Genomic DNA, 18,785 nt, shown 5'->3' on the forward strand with positions numbered 1-18,785 from the left:
TACAGCGAATTGCAAAAGGAAATTGGGTTTTAGTATTTTTAGTGATATTAAGGAATAAATCAAAACATTTTCAAGCTATTTGCATAGGAGGAGAAAAACACGCTAAAATCTTCAGAATTACTTAATATGATAAAAGGATATATGAGTATTTTAAAGTACTATATTGAGCTCAGTAATGACGTTGGAGACAGTGACATTAATAAGAGAAGTGAAGATTTTTTTAGTGGTCTTTTAAATCTGTTGTTTAATTTAAATTTAATGAATATGAATAAATTGAAAATGAATTTCCCTGCTATTGATCTAGGAGATAAGGAGAATCGTATTTGCTATCAGATAACTGCTGAATCTACTTCTGGTAAAATAAAAAAGACTTTAGATCAATTCAGGTCTTTGAAATTGTACAAAGAATTTGATGTTATAAACATCTTGATAATTGGGAACAAAATCAAGACAAGAAGCAAATTTGAGTATCCAGAATTTGAATTTATCGCCAATAAAAATTTGTTAGATATTAATGATTTATTTAAAGAAATTGCAAAGAAAACTACTTCAGAGCTAGAGGATATATTCCATTTCTTTGAGTTTGAATTTGGCAGCAATATTATAAAGTTAATTAGATCGGTCGAAGAAGACAAAAGTCTCTATATTGATGAGACTATTTTAAGAGATAAACATTTATGCTACTATGCCCTTGGGTTAGGAAGGGTTAGAATTGATGCTTACATACCAGTCAATTTTGAACAAAGGCTTTCGTGTCTTATACTCTTTCAACAACCAGGTCTGTCGGACTGTATGATTACACTTGAGGAAGATTCAATCAAGGATTTATTGTTTTATGGTGATAATGATTTTGGTAGTATTGAGGAACGGAAATTTATATGGTATATAGATGGGGACAAAATAGGAATCAAACTTCCGAATAATAGATTTGTAACGGATAGTGAAACAGTAAAACAATTATGTGATATTATTACTCGACTTCATAAGAATTATTTAAGTATACGTGAAGAAATACTTGGTATAATAGGAGCTACCAAATTTGCAGAAGAACAACCGGGTGAATTTCAAATATTGAGAGTACCTAATTATATTTGGTTAGCAATGGTGGACTTTGCACAAAAACATGACCACTATTTGGGTGAAACAAAATGGGATATATTCCATCCACTTAATCTATACGAAAAAGACCGAATTATTATTTACAAGAATCACTTGAATAAAATTAAAGCGGATATACTAGCTGAGTTACACGTTAAAGATTTAAGTTCTAATTATGTGGATATTATTTGGAAATCAGGGTATACACCATCACAAAGCAAAATGGAGGGATTCGATAATCTGATTAAATGGAGGGTTGACTATACACATCACTGGATCATTCAAGAATTTATTCCATACTTATTTTATTTAGATTATTTGAGAAATAAAGGCTTCTTGAAATCGTTATTTAGCCCAAATAAAACCTTTGAGAGATTTAAGTACGAATTTAGCTTTCAAAAATACGGTATCGAATCACTAGAGATTTGTTAAAATTAGTAGTCTGTACGAAAAAATGATTTGTTTATTAATTCATTCGAACTGCATGTTGTATTAATTTAGAGGGAGAGACAAATATGCTATCAAAAACTGATTTGGGTCAATTCATTATTGATTGTTTGAATCAAAACGGTGGAAAAGCCACGCTAGTAGATGTAAGCAAGTATATATGGACTAATCATGAAGAGCAGTTAAGACAATCAGGGGGTCTTTTCTATACTTGGCAATATGATTATAGGTGACAGGCTACAGTATTAAGGAAAAAAGGAATATTGAAAGAGGCAAGTAAGAGTAAGTACTGGGAACTAAAGTAGAACGTGTTTACTTTGTGAAATAACCTAAATGTCCTTTACAAGACCCCTATGATTTAACGATACTTCATCTATATAAATGCTGGTTTTTGGGGACACTGATAGATTAAATTACTGCGCGCTACGATGACATCAAAACTTTGACTACACCCGTAGAAGCCTGTCTTCGGACAGGGGACCCCTTTCGACTTAACCAATATCATCACAAAAATGACCTTGTAAGGTCACTTTTGTGTGTTTCCTTATACGATGAGGATTGTAGAACGTCGTGTCAATGGAATTTTGGCTTCTCTGAGAATGTTAAAAGAAATATTTCTAATCTTCACGCCAATGAAGTAACCAACATGAAATGCTTGACAAGTATTGGCTGGTTTTTATTTATACAATACTTCGTTGATGAACTTAGATTAGTGTTTTTTTCAACTATTTGGTATTCATTGAGATTTTCGACTTTCTTCTGATTTTGGAGAATTTAGAAGATTTAATTCTTAGCACGCTTTATAATTCTCGATAGTGTTGTAAGAGACTCTCTACCCGATCCTGCAGTGCTTGCTTTAAGGTGTCAGGCTTCACGGATACCACATCTCTGCCAAACCTTATGAAATAATCCGCTATAAACTCCTCTTCTTCCGGATTGTAGAACCCTTTAATGACGGTCTTATCACCCGTTTCTAGATGCATGGATGGATAATGCTCCTTATAGAAAAGATCCTCGGCTTGCTCGGAGATCTCCACCTCGAAGTGAATACTATTCATAGATTGATACATCTCCATGGAACGACTCATAAGCTCATCTATAGAAAAGCGGGATTGCGTGTCCGCTTCCTCAATTGAAGTGATCCGGTCACATCTGAATACCCGGTACTTATTCGTACTTAGCTCGATTCCAGTGGCATACCATTGACCGAACCTGGCCGAGATTTTGAAGAATTGCACCTCGTAGCTTTTTTCCTGACTATTTTTCAAATATTGAATCCTGCAGGGGCTCTCATTAAGAATGCTCATTAGAATCTGATCCAAATAACGACTCTCATGATGATGCTGATACATCTCAAATTGTAGCACCTGCTTCATCTTGCGAATCTGCTCGATCTGCCCATCAGATAGACAGTGCTCAAACTTCTCATTCAGTTGATTCACACTGAGATGGAAGGGCGTTGATTGATAGGCCTCCAGCGTCAGCATGGAAAAATATAGAGCATACACTTCATCCATTGTGAAAATAATAGGAGACAGCAACCGATTCTGCAGGATCCCATACCGCCCATGTCTTCCATACTCCGAATAAATCGGCATGCCCAATTGCTCTAATGAGCTGATATCCCGCAGCGCTGTACTTTTGGAAATATGATATTTGCCCATCAGGTCCTGTAAATTAAAGAACTCTCTGCCGTTCAAGTACCGGATCATGTCGTTCAATCTTTCCGATTTCTTCATCCATAATCTCCTTGCTTAAAGGTGTCATGTTTTGCTACCTATATGTATTATTATGAATTCAAGATCAAAAATCAAACTTAAAGGAGATCGATCCCATACATGTTTAGGCATAAATTCGCCTCGCAATCATTAATTTGCCCGGACATTTGCAGTGTAGGAATCATCGATCATCTACGCATATTAAAAAAACTCCCAAATGAGACTCTAGCTCCTGAACCCGCCACTTACCAGGTGTAATCTTGTCCTCAACTGACCACGGATAGTTTATCTCCTTGGTAGCTATTTGAACTCTGTAGAGACAGCATGCTGCAAATCCGCTTGCTCTCTATCCCCTCGGTAAAAGTCCTATTTCCGAGTTATTAAAAGCGACGGTTTACAATGGTGGCATAATTAACGGATCTGCTGCCAATATCGTTTACTTTGATCAATCCCTGGATGGATCGACCATGACAAAATATATTATACCCGGGTAATATTGATTTTTTATTTTTACCCGGGTATAATTGGTGAGACATTCAGAGGAGGAGGTACAGCATAGAAATGACCAAAACAGACTTTTACTGCACGGCATTTTTGGGTATGGGAGTCGTCGCCAGTGGTTCCTTACAACACGTTGTTTCTACAGTGAAGGAGGCTCTGGGTGACAGAGACCTCATACAGCTGTTTATATTTGACGATACCACCGGGAAGCAAATAGATGTAGATTTTCGTGGGAAGACAGATGACGTGGGCAAACGATTAGGAGAACAGTTTGGTGATTTACCCGATACGGAAGCGAGTCAGCTGCCTCCCCGGCGGATTGGTCGACCCAAGCTAGGGGTTGTATCCGGTGAGGTTACGTTATTGCCACGGCATTGGGAATGGCTCAAGAGTCAACCTGGAGGAGCGTCAGTAACCCTACGAAAACTTGTTGATGAGGCTCGCCATGCTGGAGGAGAACAGAGCAAGATACGAGAGTCGCAAGAAGCAACACATTACTTTATAACAGCTATGGCCGGGAATTTTCCTCAATATGAAGAAGCTCTGCGGGCACTGTATGCAGGTGACTTGGATCATTTTTACCACTTCATCGATGATTGGGCACCTGATATCAGGAACTATATCAAAAGATTAGCCGCTAATGCATTCCCTGAAGGGAACTTATAAAAGGAGAACATAATTATGAATATTCTGAAAGTCAACGGTGTTGAGTTGGCCTATGATAGTTTCGGTAGCGAAAATGACGAGGCGATTATCCTAATCGCGGGGCTTGGAACCCAGATGGTCCGATGGACGGTTCCGTTTTGTGAAATATTGGCGGCGCGGGGCTTTCGAGTAATCCGCTTTGACAATCGCGATGCAGGTTGCTCGACGCACTTTAGCGATTATCAGGCACTGAATTTTGACGCACTGGCGACTGCTCTCATGTCAGGACAGAGACCGGACATCCCTTACACTCTCGATGACATGTCTAACGATGCTATCGGACTGCTCGATGCCCTTTCAATTGACCGGGCACATTTCGTTGGCAGGTCGATGGGCGGAATGATCGCTCAGATTGCAGCCAGTGAGTACCCTGACCGGGTGCTATCACTCACCTCCATTATGTCCAGTTCTGGTAATCCCGCCCTTCCGCAAACTTCCCCGGATGTCATGGCGATGATGACGAAATCGGCACCGAACCCATTTGAGGATGAAGCAGGATTTTTGGCGCACAGCCTCGCTTTTGCCAAACGCATCGCCGGCACCGGCTATCCGTTTGAAGAGGACGCTTATCGGGCGCTCATTCTTGAGGAAGTCCAGCGAGCCTACGATCCAGGCAGTGTCGGACGACAAATTGCTGCGATCGCTGTCTCCGGTGACCGTCGTCCACGGCTGGCGACCGTAAAAGTACCAGCACTTGTCATTCATGGGATGGATGATCCCATGTTCGTCCCGGCGTGTGGCGAGGACACAGCTTCTGCCATCCCGGGCGCCGAGCTAATGTTGGTTGACGGTATGGGACACGACTTGCCGCACCAACTGTACAAAATAACCGCTGATAGCATAGAGCGAATGGCTCATCGCAATGGACACGCGCTTCCTGAATAGCACAACCAACCGAGTCCCGTGGTGCCCAATGGGGCTGAGTAGCACATGGGTGCAGCGCTGATTAATTTGCGTCCATGGCGCATACGACCTGGGTGAAAGCGGTTGAATAAAAAGGAACCACCTCGACGCAGCAGCTGAGGGTGGTTCTCCTTTTCAATTAATTATCTGCACAGACTGAACTAGGCTATGTCAATATATCCGGATAAGTCTCTATCACTTCTTTTTCCATTTGGCAGTCCTTTGCCACGAACTCCTCATCGGTATGGCCTTCTGAGACCTCTTTCATTAAATCTGTATATTCCATAGCAAGATCATGTGTTATTTATTTTTGTAGTACTATCCATGTAGTATCCATGCAGTCAGTCGATTCCAGTGGCGAACCATTGACCAGACCTGAGATTTTGAAAAATGCACCTCGTAGCTTGTTTCTTGGCTATTTTTGAATATTGAATCCTGTTGGGGCTCTCATGAAGAATGCTCATCAGAATCTGGTCCAAATAACGGCTCACATGATGATGCTGATACATCTCAAATTGCAGGACCTGCTTCATCTTGCAAATCTGCTTGATCTGCCGGTCAGATAGACATTGCTCAAACCTCTCATTTAGTTGATTCACACTAAGATGTAAGGGGAGCGATTGATAAGCCTCCAGCATCAGTATGGCAAAGTACAAAGCATACACTTCAATACCGGATCATGTCGTTCAATCTTTCCGATTTCTTCATCCATAATCTCTTTGTTTAAAGGTGTCACGTTTTGCTACCCATATGTATTATCATGAACTCAAGATCAAAAATCAAACTTAAAGGAGATCGATCCCATGAGCGCAACACTAGAAGTAGCTATATTCTTATCCATGAATGGCAGAGCCCAAGAGGCAATTGACTTTTACAAAAAACACCTCAACGCCGAGCAACTACTGCTCGTCACCTACGAAGAGATGGCCCAACGCGACCCCTCGTTCCCACTCACGGAGGAGAATAAGCATCACATTACCCACTCCGTCCTAAGAATCGGAAAGACCAAAATCATGATCGCCGAAGATACCATGGACCCCCGTGCAAAATACACCGTCGGCAATAACACCTCCCTGTGCATTCAAAGCGCGGATTTGGAGGAAATCACGAACTTTTATGAAAGCTTAACCTCGGATGATCGAGTAAGGGTTATTGTCCCGCTAGCAGGTAATGTGTTCAGCAAAGCATACGGGATTATCCAAGATCCGTTTGGGGTGCAGTTGCAGTTGATGGTGGATGAGAGGTTGGGGTGAGAAGAACTAAAGGTTAGTCTGGATAAAACTCAAAGCAGCGACGAATAGGGGTCCAAGAATCCATTTCTATTGAAACTTGCCGATCGTCCATTGTGTCGCTGCCTCTGCGAAGGGAGTGGACGTAGAAATCAACATTATAATTAAACATGGCCTAAATAAAAAAGCACCTTCGGGTGCTTTAAGATTTCTGTAATAGCTGCGTCTACTCGCTCTTAGTTAAATTCTTTGCTAGATTTGTTTTATTTAGTTTCACAATATAACCTAAAGATAAAAATATGTAGCATAAGCCAAATCCACCATACACCCCTGCCAATTCAAATTTAGCTGCAAAGTATATAATTGCCAAGAAAACAGTATAAATTATCGCGGAGTATATAAGCGCCCACTTCTCATAATCTATGGCTTGAAGTGTTGACTTCATTATTATTTGTAGCCCATTAAATAAATTAACAATAAGAACCAATGGAAGGACTTGCTGAACTACTACTAGAATGGAGTCTTTATCGGTGACGATTCTGGCCAATGGAAAGGGAAGAAAAATGATTAACAATGCTAAGGGAATGTATATTAGCATCAACAACTGAGAAGACAGATGTGAATATTTAAGATAATCTTTTCTCTTATTTCCATAAGCTTGAGCAGTAAGAGTCATGCAACTACCGGAGAACCCATAAACAGGTATCATAATAATTTCCATAAGGGTTGTTAATACAGTATAAGCAGCGATCATCTGTACGCTCATTCTAGATATAATCACCGTAATCCCTATTGCGAATAATGTATACTCTATTAGGTCTTGTAAGGCCAATGGAAAGTATAACTTTATTAATTGCTTTGCAATGGGTTTATTAATTTGGAGGGAGAAACTGAATAATCTGCTTTTATGGAAAAAGACCATGCTAATACCAATACTTACAGCGAAGCCTACAACCGATCCTATAGCGGCTCCACTTATGCCCAATTTGGGAGCACCAAACTTTCCGAACACCAGTGTATAATCAAGTATGATATTTACGATACCGGCAGATGCAAAGCTTATTATTAAGATTTTTGCTTTTTTAATATTTTTGAAGTAGGCAGAAAAAATAAATAAAATTATATTCATGCCAATGCCTAAACCACTGATATACAAATACTTGCTGGCTGCATTTATTATAGTTGTGTCTATTGCATAGATAGATTCTAGTATCCACCTACCAAAAACAAGGATAAGTATCTCGCTAACGATTCCAATAATAATAGAAAAAGACATGCTTGTGTTAAACGATTTGCCAAATTTCGAAATATCATTTTGCCCGAAGTATCTTCCGCCAACAATGTTGAAAGCAGCTGATAATATACCAATTGTTCCAGTAACTAAAAATATAAATGACGAAGCGATGCCAACAGCTGCGAATTCTTTGACCCCAAGTCTGCCCACAATAGCTTGATCTCCTAATTGGAAAAGAAGCATAAGAATTTGTGCGAACAACATCGGTATAACCAAGCTATTAATTGATTTAATATCGGTTCTATTTTTATGCAACCATTGTTTAACCATATAACAAATCAACTAAATCTGGTCTTGTGATATTAACATACGAGTTCAGTTCATATAAGAAATCCATTATATCTTGGTGTACCTCTTCCGGGGTCACATTATAACTTGAAGAAAGAATCAAGGATATTTCATCGATACTTTGATTTGATTCCAAACGTTTAATGATTTCTAATGTTATAGGGTTAACCCTTAATATATTCCCGTTTATAGCAATTATACCGTCCCCATCATCTTCAGTTCGCAAAATAAACTCCGTTCCAATGTTCCTAATTTTCTCTTTCATACCATTCCTCCGCGCATCATCAAATTAGAGCTTATCTTACATGATTACTACTGGGCTATTGGGCATCTAGTATCTGAGTACAATAAATCTTTATTTAGTGCAAATGCACAAGCCCTACAACCCCCACCGCATGTATTCAATAATTCACATGAAGCACAAGCTCCTTTTACGTCTGATCTTTGATTGCTCCTTAATTCGTTAAAAACCACTGATTTATCCCAAATATCTATTAATCCTTCTTTTAGAACATTTCCAGCGCGAAGTCCGGGTTCAGATACCATAAGACTACATCCATACACATTTCCTGCCCCATCTATAGCGAGATTATCCTTACCGGCGGTACAGAAAAACTCACCTTCACTAAAGTTGGTCAACGAGTCCTGTCGAATCCAAGAATCTATATCGTCTTGCCTGTTGTTTTTTAAAAGAGGGAGATAAAGTTCCCAAGGACATTTACTTTCTCCAGTTGATACAATTCTAACATCTGCAGTAAGTAAATTACTCTTTTTTAAATCAGTAAGGGTAAGCAATGTATGGGACCATTCATCAAATGGCAAATAAACTTGTGAAAAATTATTGGATGCATAGCCTACTGAGGCTAACAACATAATTGCAACATTTGAAATACCAAGACTTGATATGAACTCGATAGTCTCAATTAAACAGTTAACGTTTAATCTTGAAAGGGTGATGATACCGTCTATATTAATGTTGTATTCTTGTAGGTTTTTAATTGCGTCAATTGTTTTCTCAAATGCCCCCTTTTGTCCTCTACAGATATCATGGATCGTTTCGTTGGGTCCATCGATGCTTATACAAAGTTTTCTGACACTTGTCCTACTAATTTCTTTAGCCATTTTTTTATTTATCAAAGTAGCATTTGTGTTAACATAATACTCAAAATCGTATATATCTGCTAATTTCATTATGTCTAAGAAGTCATTCCTTAAAAAAGGTTCACCTCCTTCTAAGCTCACCCGTAATATTCCTAACTCATCAAGTTCTTTGAATATTCTATTGATATCTTCTATTTTCAACTGATTTACATTTGAGTGAATCCCAGGTGCGGAAGCCGAGCAAAAATCACATTTTAAATTGCATCTAGAAGTAACCTGAACATCCGCATAATAAGGTCTTCTATAATGGCCAGTACTCATCATAATAAATCCCCTAACTGTTTAGTAGAGCTAAGACGTGTTGCCCTAGCTCTACTAAAATTTTTTTAGGCACTTTTCTTAATTGGGCTGGTACCAGTGATGTGATTCTTACTCCAAAGTAGTATTGGTTTGATTTCCGGTTTAGTATAAGCCTTCAAATTATTCACCTCCTTTTTTTGGAGATAGTAACAAATATATTAATTTATCTCTGTGATGTTTTTCCCTGATATACCATTTTTTTCAACAAATATCGAGCTTTATTAATATTTACGTTATCTGTTCGTAAGGTATCGGCGATTTTTTTTAGTGGCAGTAGCCGACGTTCTTACAGGAAATTGTCGGAAAGTGTGGAAGTAAAGTAAGACAGGTCCTTATTGGTCAAATGGCTTTTATTATAGAATTTCCTAACAAACATTTTTTTGGAAATGAGGGTCAGCATGATTACTCAGATAAGAAGTTGGATACATGACAATTCAATCCCTAATTTAATTGGTAGGAAGAAAGTGGATTGGTCTATATTTGAATATGGGTCTACGATACCAAACGACTTTAAAGTGTATTTTTCCCAAGCTAATGATGGAGAAGAGATCAAAAAAGGCAGCGGTAGGCAAGTAACTCTAATTTATGATGATAAGCATTACAGTGCTTCACTAAGAAATGTTGATCAATCAAGTGCAGGTAGGGAGACATTACAATTACGGTTTCACTCTAATGAAATAAAAGAGTTAATGGTGTCTGTTTTTAAATCTAGTTATAAATACATATTAGAACGGAAGCCTACCGATCCAGGAAAAAAGAAGCAAGTGAACGTTCCAGATGAATTAGCCGAATATATTGAATTCTATTCAACTGATTCACCCTTCATATATGAAATGAAATTGATACCTGGTCATGACTTGAAAACACCAAGCATATGGTGGGTCAATCAAGGCTCAACTCTTAATGAGGAACTTAAAGAAGGGATACTGTGGGCGCCTTTGTCTGGTAAAGGTGGTCGCTCACAATACCACTGGGATACCATGGATGAAGTAAGAAAAGGGGATATTATCTTACATTATGCTAATGGATTATTGCATTATGTAAGCAGAGCTATTGAAGATTCGATAAATGCTAAGAAACCTAGATCTATGTCAGAATCGGTATGGGACGAACAGGGGAGGCTAATTCGTGCTGAGTACTTCCCAATTGAGCCCAATATTCCCTTAAATAGTTTTTCCCAAGAGATTCTAGAATTAAATATTGCTCAAGGTCCTATTCATTCGGGTGGAGGGGTAAAACAAGGATACTTATTTCGCCTTTCAATCGAAGGACTAAACATCATTCAAAGTCATTCACCAGATGTAACCTGGCCCGAATTTACACGCTTTGAAGTTGAAAACAATGAGGACTTGGATGAGGTGGAGCCTATGCAAACCATAATTGGGGACGGAGAAGTAGCAGTAGTTTTAAGTAAAATCAAAGCTTATATTCAGCAGCAAGGTTTTTATTATCCACCACACCTCATTGAAAACTTTTACCTTTCACTCAAGACAAAACCCTTCGTCATTTTGGCTGGCGTTTCAGGAACGGGAAAAACCAAGCTAATCAAACTATTTGCTGAGTCCATGGGGGCCACTTCACAAAATGGACAGTTTACACTAATACCTGTTCGTCCGGACTGGAGCGATCCCTCTGATCTGATAGGCTATAGTGACTTGTCAGGCAAATTTCGCCCGGGGCGGTTAGTTGAGGTGCTACTGGAGGCATCTCGAAACCCTGGTAAGCCTTATTTCATTTGCTTGGATGAGATGAACCTGGCTAGAGTGGAGCATTATTTTAGCGATATACTTAGTATTCTTGAGACGCAGGAATGGCAGGACGACAGAATAATTACTGATCCGATCATTCACGATAAATCACTTGTGCAGAATGAGGATCGGGTAGTATATGGCAATTTGTCTATTCCTGAAAACCTCTACTTGATTGGAACGGTCAATATGGATGAGACAACGCATCCTTTTAGTAAAAAGGTACTCGACCGGGCGAATACAATCGAGTTCAATGATATCTATTTGCCTCAATTTCCCGAGGAAGACCCGGAGGCGAAATTAAGTCCAGAGCCTGTTCCAAATCAGTTTCTGCGAAGTGACTATCTTCGACTCGTGGATGCTTTCCATGCCGATACAAAGGCACTTATTACGAAAACGACCGAGGCTCTTGTACGAATCAACAACATCTTAGAGGAAAATCACGCTCATGTAGGGTTTCGAACTCGGGATGCAGTATGCTTCTATATGCTCTACAGCCAGCGGTACAAATTGTTTTCCGAGGACGAGGCGTTTGATCGCCAATTACTTCAAAAAATATTGCCAAGGATTCAAGGCAGTAGCGCTTCAATAAGAAGAGCTCTCTTGAACTTGATGAAGGTGTGTGTAGGCTCTTCTTTTGTCATCAAAGACTATTCAGAGAATATGGAATTGTTGTTTGAGGAACGCAAGTTCAATGAACTGATAAATCAGGCGAAGTATCCTCAAAGTGCAAAGAAAATCGCTTCTATGTTACGGAGGCTAGAAGAAGATGGATTTACCTCTTACTGGTTATCGTGATGCACCGGTTAAACTTCTACAAATAGAAACTAATCTATTTAATTTATATATTAAAGGGAAACCATTTCATCCGACCGTCGAAACTTTACAGCTTCATCGTCAGGAGGGGGAGGTCTGGTCCGATGCTCATTTTCATGTTGATGTTCCCTCTTCGAAGGTGGAATTCAGTTCGGTTCAAGTTTTTTCTCGGCAGACGTTAGGCCTTCAATCGTGGGATCATGGTGACCAAGCAGAGCCTTTATTTTTTGAAACGCAAACCTATGAGCTCGTTATTGAAAAGAAGCAGGATCTACCGATTGTCTTCTTTCATGAGAATATTCACCTTAGGCAGGCTATACAACCATTGAGTGATAGTTTATTGTCCGGTGTGCTTAACTTCCAAAATGAAGTGGGCTTCTCGGAGCTTGAGCTTCGCCTACAAGGTGAGGTTATTTTCAAGTTGCAGCTCGAAGTGTTTCCCTCAAAAATGGATTACAAGCGCGATTACGAGGTGATTCTACGTGAGGTCAATGAACAGATTTATAATCTTTCTTTTGATTTTCTCCGCAGGACATTTCATCTAACGGGGTTAAGGGAGACAAGGTATCAGAGTATTACTGAATTTTTCACGATATTACAGCAGTTTTTTCAACAGTTAATCCAAGGCGTGGATCGCATTAAAAACGCACCTCATTCCAAAATGAGACGTGAATCTCATGTCGTAGAAGCATCGAGAGCAAGAAGGGTGGGGAAGGAGAATATAGTGTTTTTGCGCAAAAGGCCGGAGCTTTTTATCCAAGGACACCCACATCCTACCCATGTGCTTGAAAGAAGGCGATATATGGACTTCGATACGGCAGAAAATCGGTTCATTCGCTGGGCATTGCTACGCATTTCCTCGAAATTGAAGGAGCTCAGAGCTCATGTAACAAAGAAGGGCAACCCGGATCCCGTGCTGCTTAAGAGAATCGACATCATGGGTTCGCAGTTACAGCGGCTGTTGAAGCAAGATTTTTTAGATGTGGGTGACATGACGCAGGTTTCCCTGACCCTTGTTTTACAAATGGCCCCAGGTTATCGGGAAGTATATCGGATTTATCTCTTACTGATGAAGGGCCTTTCGATTCAAGGAGATTTGTTCCGGTTATCGATGAAGGACCTGGCACAGCTATATGAATATTGGTGCTTCCTGAAAATCCACCAGTTAATCCAGCGTAAATATGAGTTGGTCAGTCAAGATTTGATTAAGGTGAACCGGAATGGTCTTTTTGTTACGCTGAAACGAGGGGAAAAGGCTAAGATGGTCTATCGAAATCCGCGGAATGGAGAAGTGTTTACTCTTTACTACAATTTTTTGCCTGAGGAAGATAGCGGTTCTACCCTCGATCAAAGGCCAGATAATGTACTGACCTTGAAAAAGAATGATGCATCGATTGAGTATAAATATATCTTTGATGCGAAATATCGTCTGAATCCAGCTTATGAGGGAAGTCCATATTGGAATAAGTATAAGCAGCCAGGCCCAGAAGAAGAGGATATTAACACGATGCATCGTTATCGGGATGCGATTGTGTACAAGGATCTTCGGAACGGGGAGTATGAGCGGAGTATGTTTGGGGCGTACGTACTGTTTCCCTATCCAGATGAGGAAAAGTTTAAGGAGCACCCTTTCTATAAAAGCATTCAGCTAGTCAACATTGGGGCTATCCCTTTTTTACCGAACGCAACGAGCCTCATGGAGCAACTTCTTGATGAAATGATTCAAGACAGTCCAGAAAAGGCTTATGAACGTTCAACTCGGCCTCGCGGGACCAAAGAATACTATTTCAATAAGTTTGAGGGTAAAAATGTCCTTGTTGGTTCGTTGCGAGAACCCTCCCAATTGGAGGTGGCTTTGTCACAACGTTTTTATCATATGCCGCTTAAAAATATCGTTGATCACAAGCTCCTCACGCAAATCGAATATATTGCGATGTGCCAGTCGCGTAAAAATTTTAAGGGGCCAGGAAACACGGGCATCTATTGGTATGGCCGGGTTCAGGATTGGCAGGTCGTTCGAAGGAGCGAGATCACAGAACGGCCTGCCCGGCCCGGCACGGAAGAGGTACTGTATGTTAAATTCACGATTGAACAATGGGAACGACGGGACAAGCCTATCGTCTTAGGTGGACGGAGAATCTATACCTGTCTGTATACGAGCAAATACATGTTTGATCGTGCCAGTGAAATTGCGGAATTAAAGCTAGAGAATGATGAGGATCTGAGGAAATGGCGCGAAGCCCGGAGAGTCGGCAAGGTCAAAGTACAGCTGGATAATACTCATGTGGATTTGGCGGGATCTGTGGTGGAGATTCGAGTGGAGGAGTAGGGGGGGTGAATAGACAGTTTAGAATTCTAGGAAAGTTGAGATCCTGATGAAAGATCTAGTTTTTAAACATTACCAAAACAAAGTAAGGGCTCATGCATTGGTTTATAAACATATCAAGAAACATTATTATTTTCTCAATACTATGATGATACTCTGCCCTGGAATAGTAGTAACCTGTATTTATATTTTTGTATTTAAAGAAGGTAGTGGGTTATGGTTATTTATTTCATCTATAGCCTCAATGGCTGTATTTTTATATTCGGGTTATAGCTTTTCCAATGCTGCCAAAAAAGTCATTAGAAAGAGATATAAAATAAGTATTGGGAAGGGAACATGGAGAACTGAGAAATTTAAAGAGCTACAATCGAATAAGCTCGCCGACTTTCTCCATAATAATAATTTAAAAACGAGATGGAAGGTAGAAAAATTAATTGAGTTATATAAAAATGATAGAGAGAAGTCCAAATTACCTCCATTAATTGCACCTAGTCTATTCCTAGCAGTGTTGACTCCTAATCTAACTCAATTCCTCTTTTATATTTACAAAGATAAGGAACTGATGCAACCATACGAGGTACTGGTGCTATTTCTGGAAAGCACGCTCCTCTCTGTGGCGGTAATTATAACTTTTACGTTATATAAAAGGGCAAAGGATAGTATAGTTAATGATTTTTTTCAAAACAAAAATAACATAAGGGAAGGGCTCATTCAACAACTAGAAGATTTACTTTTACGTATGCCGGATGAAGTAGAAAAAGAACAAGCGGAAGATATTACAAAACTAAAAGACGATACTGGATATAACGTGTTACGCCGTAAAGAAATCAACTAGTGTTTCGTGAGTTTTTTACTCGTTGTCAACTTGTTTAAATTGACACGAAAAAGAGAGCAGTATATCTGCTCTCTCAGCCTGTAGACAAAGTTCCGAAAGGAGCAGGTTCTACAGGTTTTTTTGTCGAATAGGTAAGGAGACAGTGGGTTGAGGTGTGGAGGATGCTAAGTAAGAGCAGTAACGAAGGTCGCTTTCAGGTTCCGGTTTATTCCTTGGACGAGCTCGTGTCAAAAGGAACATTTGGTACGAAAAATTGAAAATGCTATCGACTTTAGTTTTATAAATGAACTCGTTCGAGATCAATATAGCGCAGAGACTGGGCGCCCAAGTGTCGCCCCTGTCGTTCTTATCAAAATTGTACTCATTCAGTAACTTTTGGGCATCCGTTCGATGCGTCAGACGATCAAGGAAATCGAAACAAACGTGGCTTATCGCTGGTTTCTCGGTTACGACTTCACTCAACCGATTCCGCATTTCACAACATTCGGGAAAAACTACGCATGCCGCTTTCGCGATACCGATATCTTCGAGTCGATCTTCACTCGAGTCCTAGAAGAAGCTATGAAACATGGCTTCGTGGAACCGGACATTTTGTTTATTGACGCCACGCACGTGAAGGCATGCGCCAACAAGAACAAAAATACAAACCGGAATACCTGTTGAGAAAAACAGATTAGCCGGTAACCAATAATCGTATCAATATTCCCATCCTTAAGTAGCTTTTTTCTGATTTTCTCCTCCGCACCACCACGGAACAGAACACCATGAGGCAAGATGATTGCCATTGTTCCCTCATCACTTAAAAAGTGAAACCCATGCAGTAAAAATGCAAAGTCGGCCGCTGATTTTGGTGCAAGGCCGTAGCCTTTAAAGCGGAAATCCTCTGCCAGAGTGTCATTAGTCTCCCAGCGGTAGCTAAAAGGTGGATTGGCACTACTGCATCACATTCCAACTTTTTTGCTGGTTCATTTCATTGAGAATGTCCCAATCATTAAGTAGTGAATCACCATGGAAGATTTTAAACTCAGAATCTTTAAGCCCATGCAGAGGCATATTCATCCGAGCAAGGTTGTAAGTTGTTATATTCTTTTCCTGTCCATATATCTGACCGATACAATTAGCACCAAGCTGCTTTCTAACATTAATCAGAAGCGAGCCGGAGCCACATGCAAAGTCAAGCACGTTTTTGAGTTGCTTCTTTTTACATGTGCTCGGGTCTTGGCTGTCAAGAGTAACTATGCGAGAAAGGGTGGTTGAAATTTGCTGAGGCGTATAAAACTCCCCAGCCTTTTTGCCTGAACCCGCTGCAAATTGACTTATTAAATATTCATAGGCATCACCCAATATGTCACTTTCGTTAGGGAATCCCGTTAAACCTTTTGCTATTTCAGTTATAATTGAACATAACATTGTATTACGCGATTCATAATTCTTTCCGAGTTTATCAGAGTCAAGGTTAACCTCCGAAAACAATCCCCGAAATGTGCTATCGAAGGATTCATTTTCTATAAACTTAAAACCTGCTTGCAGGGTTTTCAATAAATGCTTACTCTGGATGCGAGCTAATTCATATATATTACTCCAGAGGTAGTGTGGCTTTATTACAAAATGAACTTTACGGCGCATTTTTCTGATCTGGTCCGATCAGTACCTTGAGACTTTTATGATCCCAGCTAATTCTGGTGAAAAATGATCACTTGAGCCGATAAATTAATGTTAGAATGAAAGTAAATCATCCAGTTAACATAATTTGTATCTAAATGAAAGGGGATCGTTATGGACGTATCGTTACTTATCAAAGAAATGGAACGACAAAGTGAAAAATTTAAGTCTGCGAAAGAGTATGACTGCGCGGATGCATTAAGAGATCTACAAGTAAAGATCGAACATGGAGATTTTTATGGAACCATTTATAATCGTTTTACTGAATGGACAAAAGACGATGTCGCTTTCCAGATAATGAAAAGAAAAAACTCCTTTATCTATTAATTAAGAATCATCCTAGGAGGCAGAAACTAACTGATTGCAGCTTCTGTGTAGATAGAATTATTGAAGGAGAATCCTGTATCATTCAAGCAACAATCATAGAAACCCTAATACAGGTGAGGACGATTTTCATCTGGTCATTAATGGAGATGGATATAACGAATATGACACTGATAAGTTCAAAGAACTTCTTATTTATTTTTAAACGAAAAGGAGAAATCTGATAATTGGTGGCTAGGCAATCAAACACCTTCAGATATTTCGAGGGTGTTTACTTTGCAACAAAATTAGTCGTATTTCCGTTCCGTTTTTTACATTTTTGTCGAGGGGCAAGAACATGGTCCCAATTAAAGGCGAAATTTAGCGTTTTTTTTGTTTATCGGTACAAGTTGTACCGATTGCCGTAAAGGACAGAACATAGTCCTATAGCCGATTAGATAAGAATTAAACTACATTTCACCGCATTAGTTCATTAAGCTAACGGGCAGTTAAGCGTAATAAAATTCAAATTTTAACCGTATAGATATTGGAAGTACCAGGAAGTTGGAACTCAACAATTTGGAGTGATTAAATGAAAAAGTCCAGAATAACGTTAGTTGTCCTAATAATTTCTCTAATAATAGGTTTTGGTTATATGGGTGGATATAGGTTTGATGCTTTAAGCGCGGCAAGGGCAAATTCATTTGTATCTAAAGATTCCATTTTAATAGATGAAGTCGATTATAGTTGGGGACGATTTTATATTTTTGACTCTCCCGAAAAAAAGCCAGTTACTGTAATCACATTAAAATCTTATCGCTATTTATGGTCTTCGAGAATAGTAATTAACCATGATCACCGAGATGACCGGATTATCACAATCGGTGGTGGAACCTTAAATAATCCAGATGCAACAGTGATCAGTATTATAGTCGATGATCCTGATGTTTCTTACCTAGAAGTGGGACCTGAAAGTAACCGAGTGAAGAGAGAAGTAGATTTAGGGAAGCCTATGACATTCTCATGGGATATTCCAGTCCAACTGAATTTCCTGTATCCAAAGGCATTTAATAAAAGTGGTGAACTACTTTATGAGTATCGCTATCCAACAAATACTCACTATATACGGCAAGAGGATTTGAGATGGTATTCAGTAAAGGAGTAATCTTATCATAAGTAAACTTACTCAATAGATCGTTAACGGGTATGTTAGCTCAACAGAGACAAGAAGGCAGCCGACCAGAAAACAATCGGCTGCCTTTATTCAGCTAACGGGCAGATTAGTTTATAGAACGAAAGATAAGTTGTATCCCAAAGAAATTTATCCTCTAAAAAGATGAAGGCTCATATTCCTTTGATGAATCGTATAGTAAGGAGAAATATTTATGACTTTCAAAAAACTACCGATGTAGAAAGACGAAAACCCAATTACATATGAAAAGCAACATAAT

At 39.4% G+C, this 18,785-nt stretch carries 14 protein-coding genes and 2 pseudogenes; 10 read left to right on the forward strand and 6 right to left on the reverse strand.

The window, feature by feature from the left end:
- Positions 1–126: 126 nt before the first annotated feature.
- On the forward strand, positions 127–1,530 hold the full coding sequence (locus tag DMN77_RS00700; RefSeq protein ID WP_256872178.1) for an SMEK domain-containing protein: 1,404 nt from the start codon (positions 127–129) through the stop codon (positions 1,528–1,530).
- 815 nt (positions 1,531–2,345) lie between these two features.
- On the opposite strand, the gene DMN77_RS00705 is transcribed toward DMN77_RS00700, so the two are convergent.
- Positions 2,346–3,284, reverse strand: coding sequence for a helix-turn-helix transcriptional regulator (locus DMN77_RS00705; RefSeq protein WP_179013072.1), 939 nt, complete (start codon positions 3,282–3,284; stop codon positions 2,346–2,348).
- Between the two features lie 540 nt (positions 3,285–3,824).
- On the opposite strand from DMN77_RS00705, the gene DMN77_RS00710 reads away from it, so the two are divergent.
- The 3 genes from DMN77_RS00710 to DMN77_RS00720 all read left to right on the forward strand — a co-directional run bounded on the left by DMN77_RS00710 (position 3,825) and on the right by DMN77_RS00720 (position 6,625).
- Entirely contained in the window at positions 3,825–4,430 is a 606-nt protein-coding gene (locus DMN77_RS00710; RefSeq protein ID WP_179013073.1) for a DUF2239 family protein, read from the forward strand.
- 15 nt (positions 4,431–4,445) lie between these two features.
- The gene (locus DMN77_RS00715; protein WP_179013075.1) at positions 4,446–5,354 is read left to right on the forward strand and encodes an alpha/beta fold hydrolase; all 909 of its coding nucleotides are present in this window, start codon (positions 4,446–4,448) and stop codon (positions 5,352–5,354) included.
- An 821-nt stretch (positions 5,355–6,175) separates the two neighbouring features.
- Positions 6,176–6,625, forward strand: coding sequence for a VOC family protein (locus tag DMN77_RS00720; protein ID WP_179013076.1), 450 nt, complete (start codon positions 6,176–6,178; stop codon positions 6,623–6,625).
- A gap of 202 nt (positions 6,626–6,827) precedes the next feature.
- Here DMN77_RS00720 and DMN77_RS00725 read toward each other — a convergent pair whose 3' ends face one another.
- From DMN77_RS00725 to DMN77_RS00735, 3 genes are read right to left on the reverse strand one after another with little or no spacing between them, the layout of a single operon-like run.
- Complete coding sequence (locus tag DMN77_RS00725) at positions 6,828–8,165, reverse strand: MATE family efflux transporter (protein ID WP_179013078.1); 1,338 nt, start codon at positions 8,163–8,165, stop codon at positions 6,828–6,830.
- Positions 8,158–8,448 carry a PqqD family protein gene (locus DMN77_RS00730; protein WP_179013079.1) on the reverse strand — a complete coding sequence of 97 codons (291 nt, stop codon included), beginning with the start codon at positions 8,446–8,448 and terminating at the stop codon, positions 8,158–8,160. The genes DMN77_RS00725 and DMN77_RS00730 overlap by 8 nt, the downstream gene beginning before the upstream one ends.
- 47 nt (positions 8,449–8,495) lie before the next feature.
- Positions 8,496–9,608, reverse strand: coding sequence for a radical SAM/SPASM domain-containing protein (locus tag DMN77_RS00735; RefSeq protein WP_179013081.1), 1,113 nt, complete (start codon positions 9,606–9,608; stop codon positions 8,496–8,498).
- A gap of 434 nt (positions 9,609–10,042) precedes the next feature.
- Between DMN77_RS00735 and DMN77_RS00740 the strand changes: the two genes are divergently transcribed.
- From DMN77_RS00740 to DMN77_RS00755, 4 genes and pseudogenes are all read left to right on the forward strand, one after another.
- Positions 10,043–12,190 (forward strand): McrB family protein, encoded by a 2,148-nt coding sequence (locus tag DMN77_RS00740; RefSeq protein ID WP_256872179.1) that lies wholly within the window; start codon positions 10,043–10,045, stop codon positions 12,188–12,190.
- Positions 12,162–14,537, forward strand: coding sequence for a DUF2357 domain-containing protein (locus DMN77_RS00745; protein ID WP_179013083.1), 2,376 nt, complete (start codon positions 12,162–12,164; stop codon positions 14,535–14,537). Before DMN77_RS00740 ends, DMN77_RS00745 begins: the two co-directional genes overlap by 29 nt.
- A 46-nt stretch (positions 14,538–14,583) precedes the next feature.
- Positions 14,584–15,369 (forward strand): hypothetical protein, encoded by a 786-nt coding sequence (locus DMN77_RS00750; protein ID WP_179013084.1) that lies wholly within the window; start codon positions 14,584–14,586, stop codon positions 15,367–15,369.
- A gap of 161 nt (positions 15,370–15,530) precedes the next feature.
- Positions 15,531–16,008 (forward strand): annotated as a pseudogene (locus DMN77_RS00755) (transposase); the annotation flags it as partial.
- Between the two features lie 50 nt (positions 16,009–16,058).
- Here DMN77_RS00755 and DMN77_RS23605 read toward each other — a convergent pair.
- Positions 16,059–16,259: pseudogene (locus DMN77_RS23605) on the reverse strand (N-6 DNA methylase); the annotation flags it as partial.
- A 43-nt stretch (positions 16,260–16,302) separates the two neighbouring features.
- Positions 16,303–16,995, reverse strand: a complete 693-nt coding sequence (locus tag DMN77_RS23610) for an N-6 DNA methylase (RefSeq protein ID WP_218652810.1) — start codon at positions 16,993–16,995, stop codon at positions 16,303–16,305.
- A 150-nt stretch (positions 16,996–17,145) separates the two neighbouring features.
- On the opposite strand from DMN77_RS23610, the gene DMN77_RS00765 reads away from it, so the two are divergent.
- Complete coding sequence (locus tag DMN77_RS00765; RefSeq protein WP_179013086.1) at positions 17,146–17,358, forward strand: hypothetical protein; 213 nt, start codon at positions 17,146–17,148, stop codon at positions 17,356–17,358.
- Positions 17,359–17,926: 568 nt separating this feature from the next.
- The gene (locus DMN77_RS00770; RefSeq protein ID WP_179013087.1) at positions 17,927–18,499 is read left to right on the forward strand and encodes a hypothetical protein; all 573 of its coding nucleotides are present in this window, start codon (positions 17,927–17,929) and stop codon (positions 18,497–18,499) included.
- Positions 18,500–18,785 lie beyond the last annotated feature (286 nt).

The organism is Paenibacillus sp. 79R4 (assembly GCF_013393165.1).
GTDB lineage: Bacteria > Bacillota > Bacilli > Paenibacillales > Paenibacillaceae > Fontibacillus.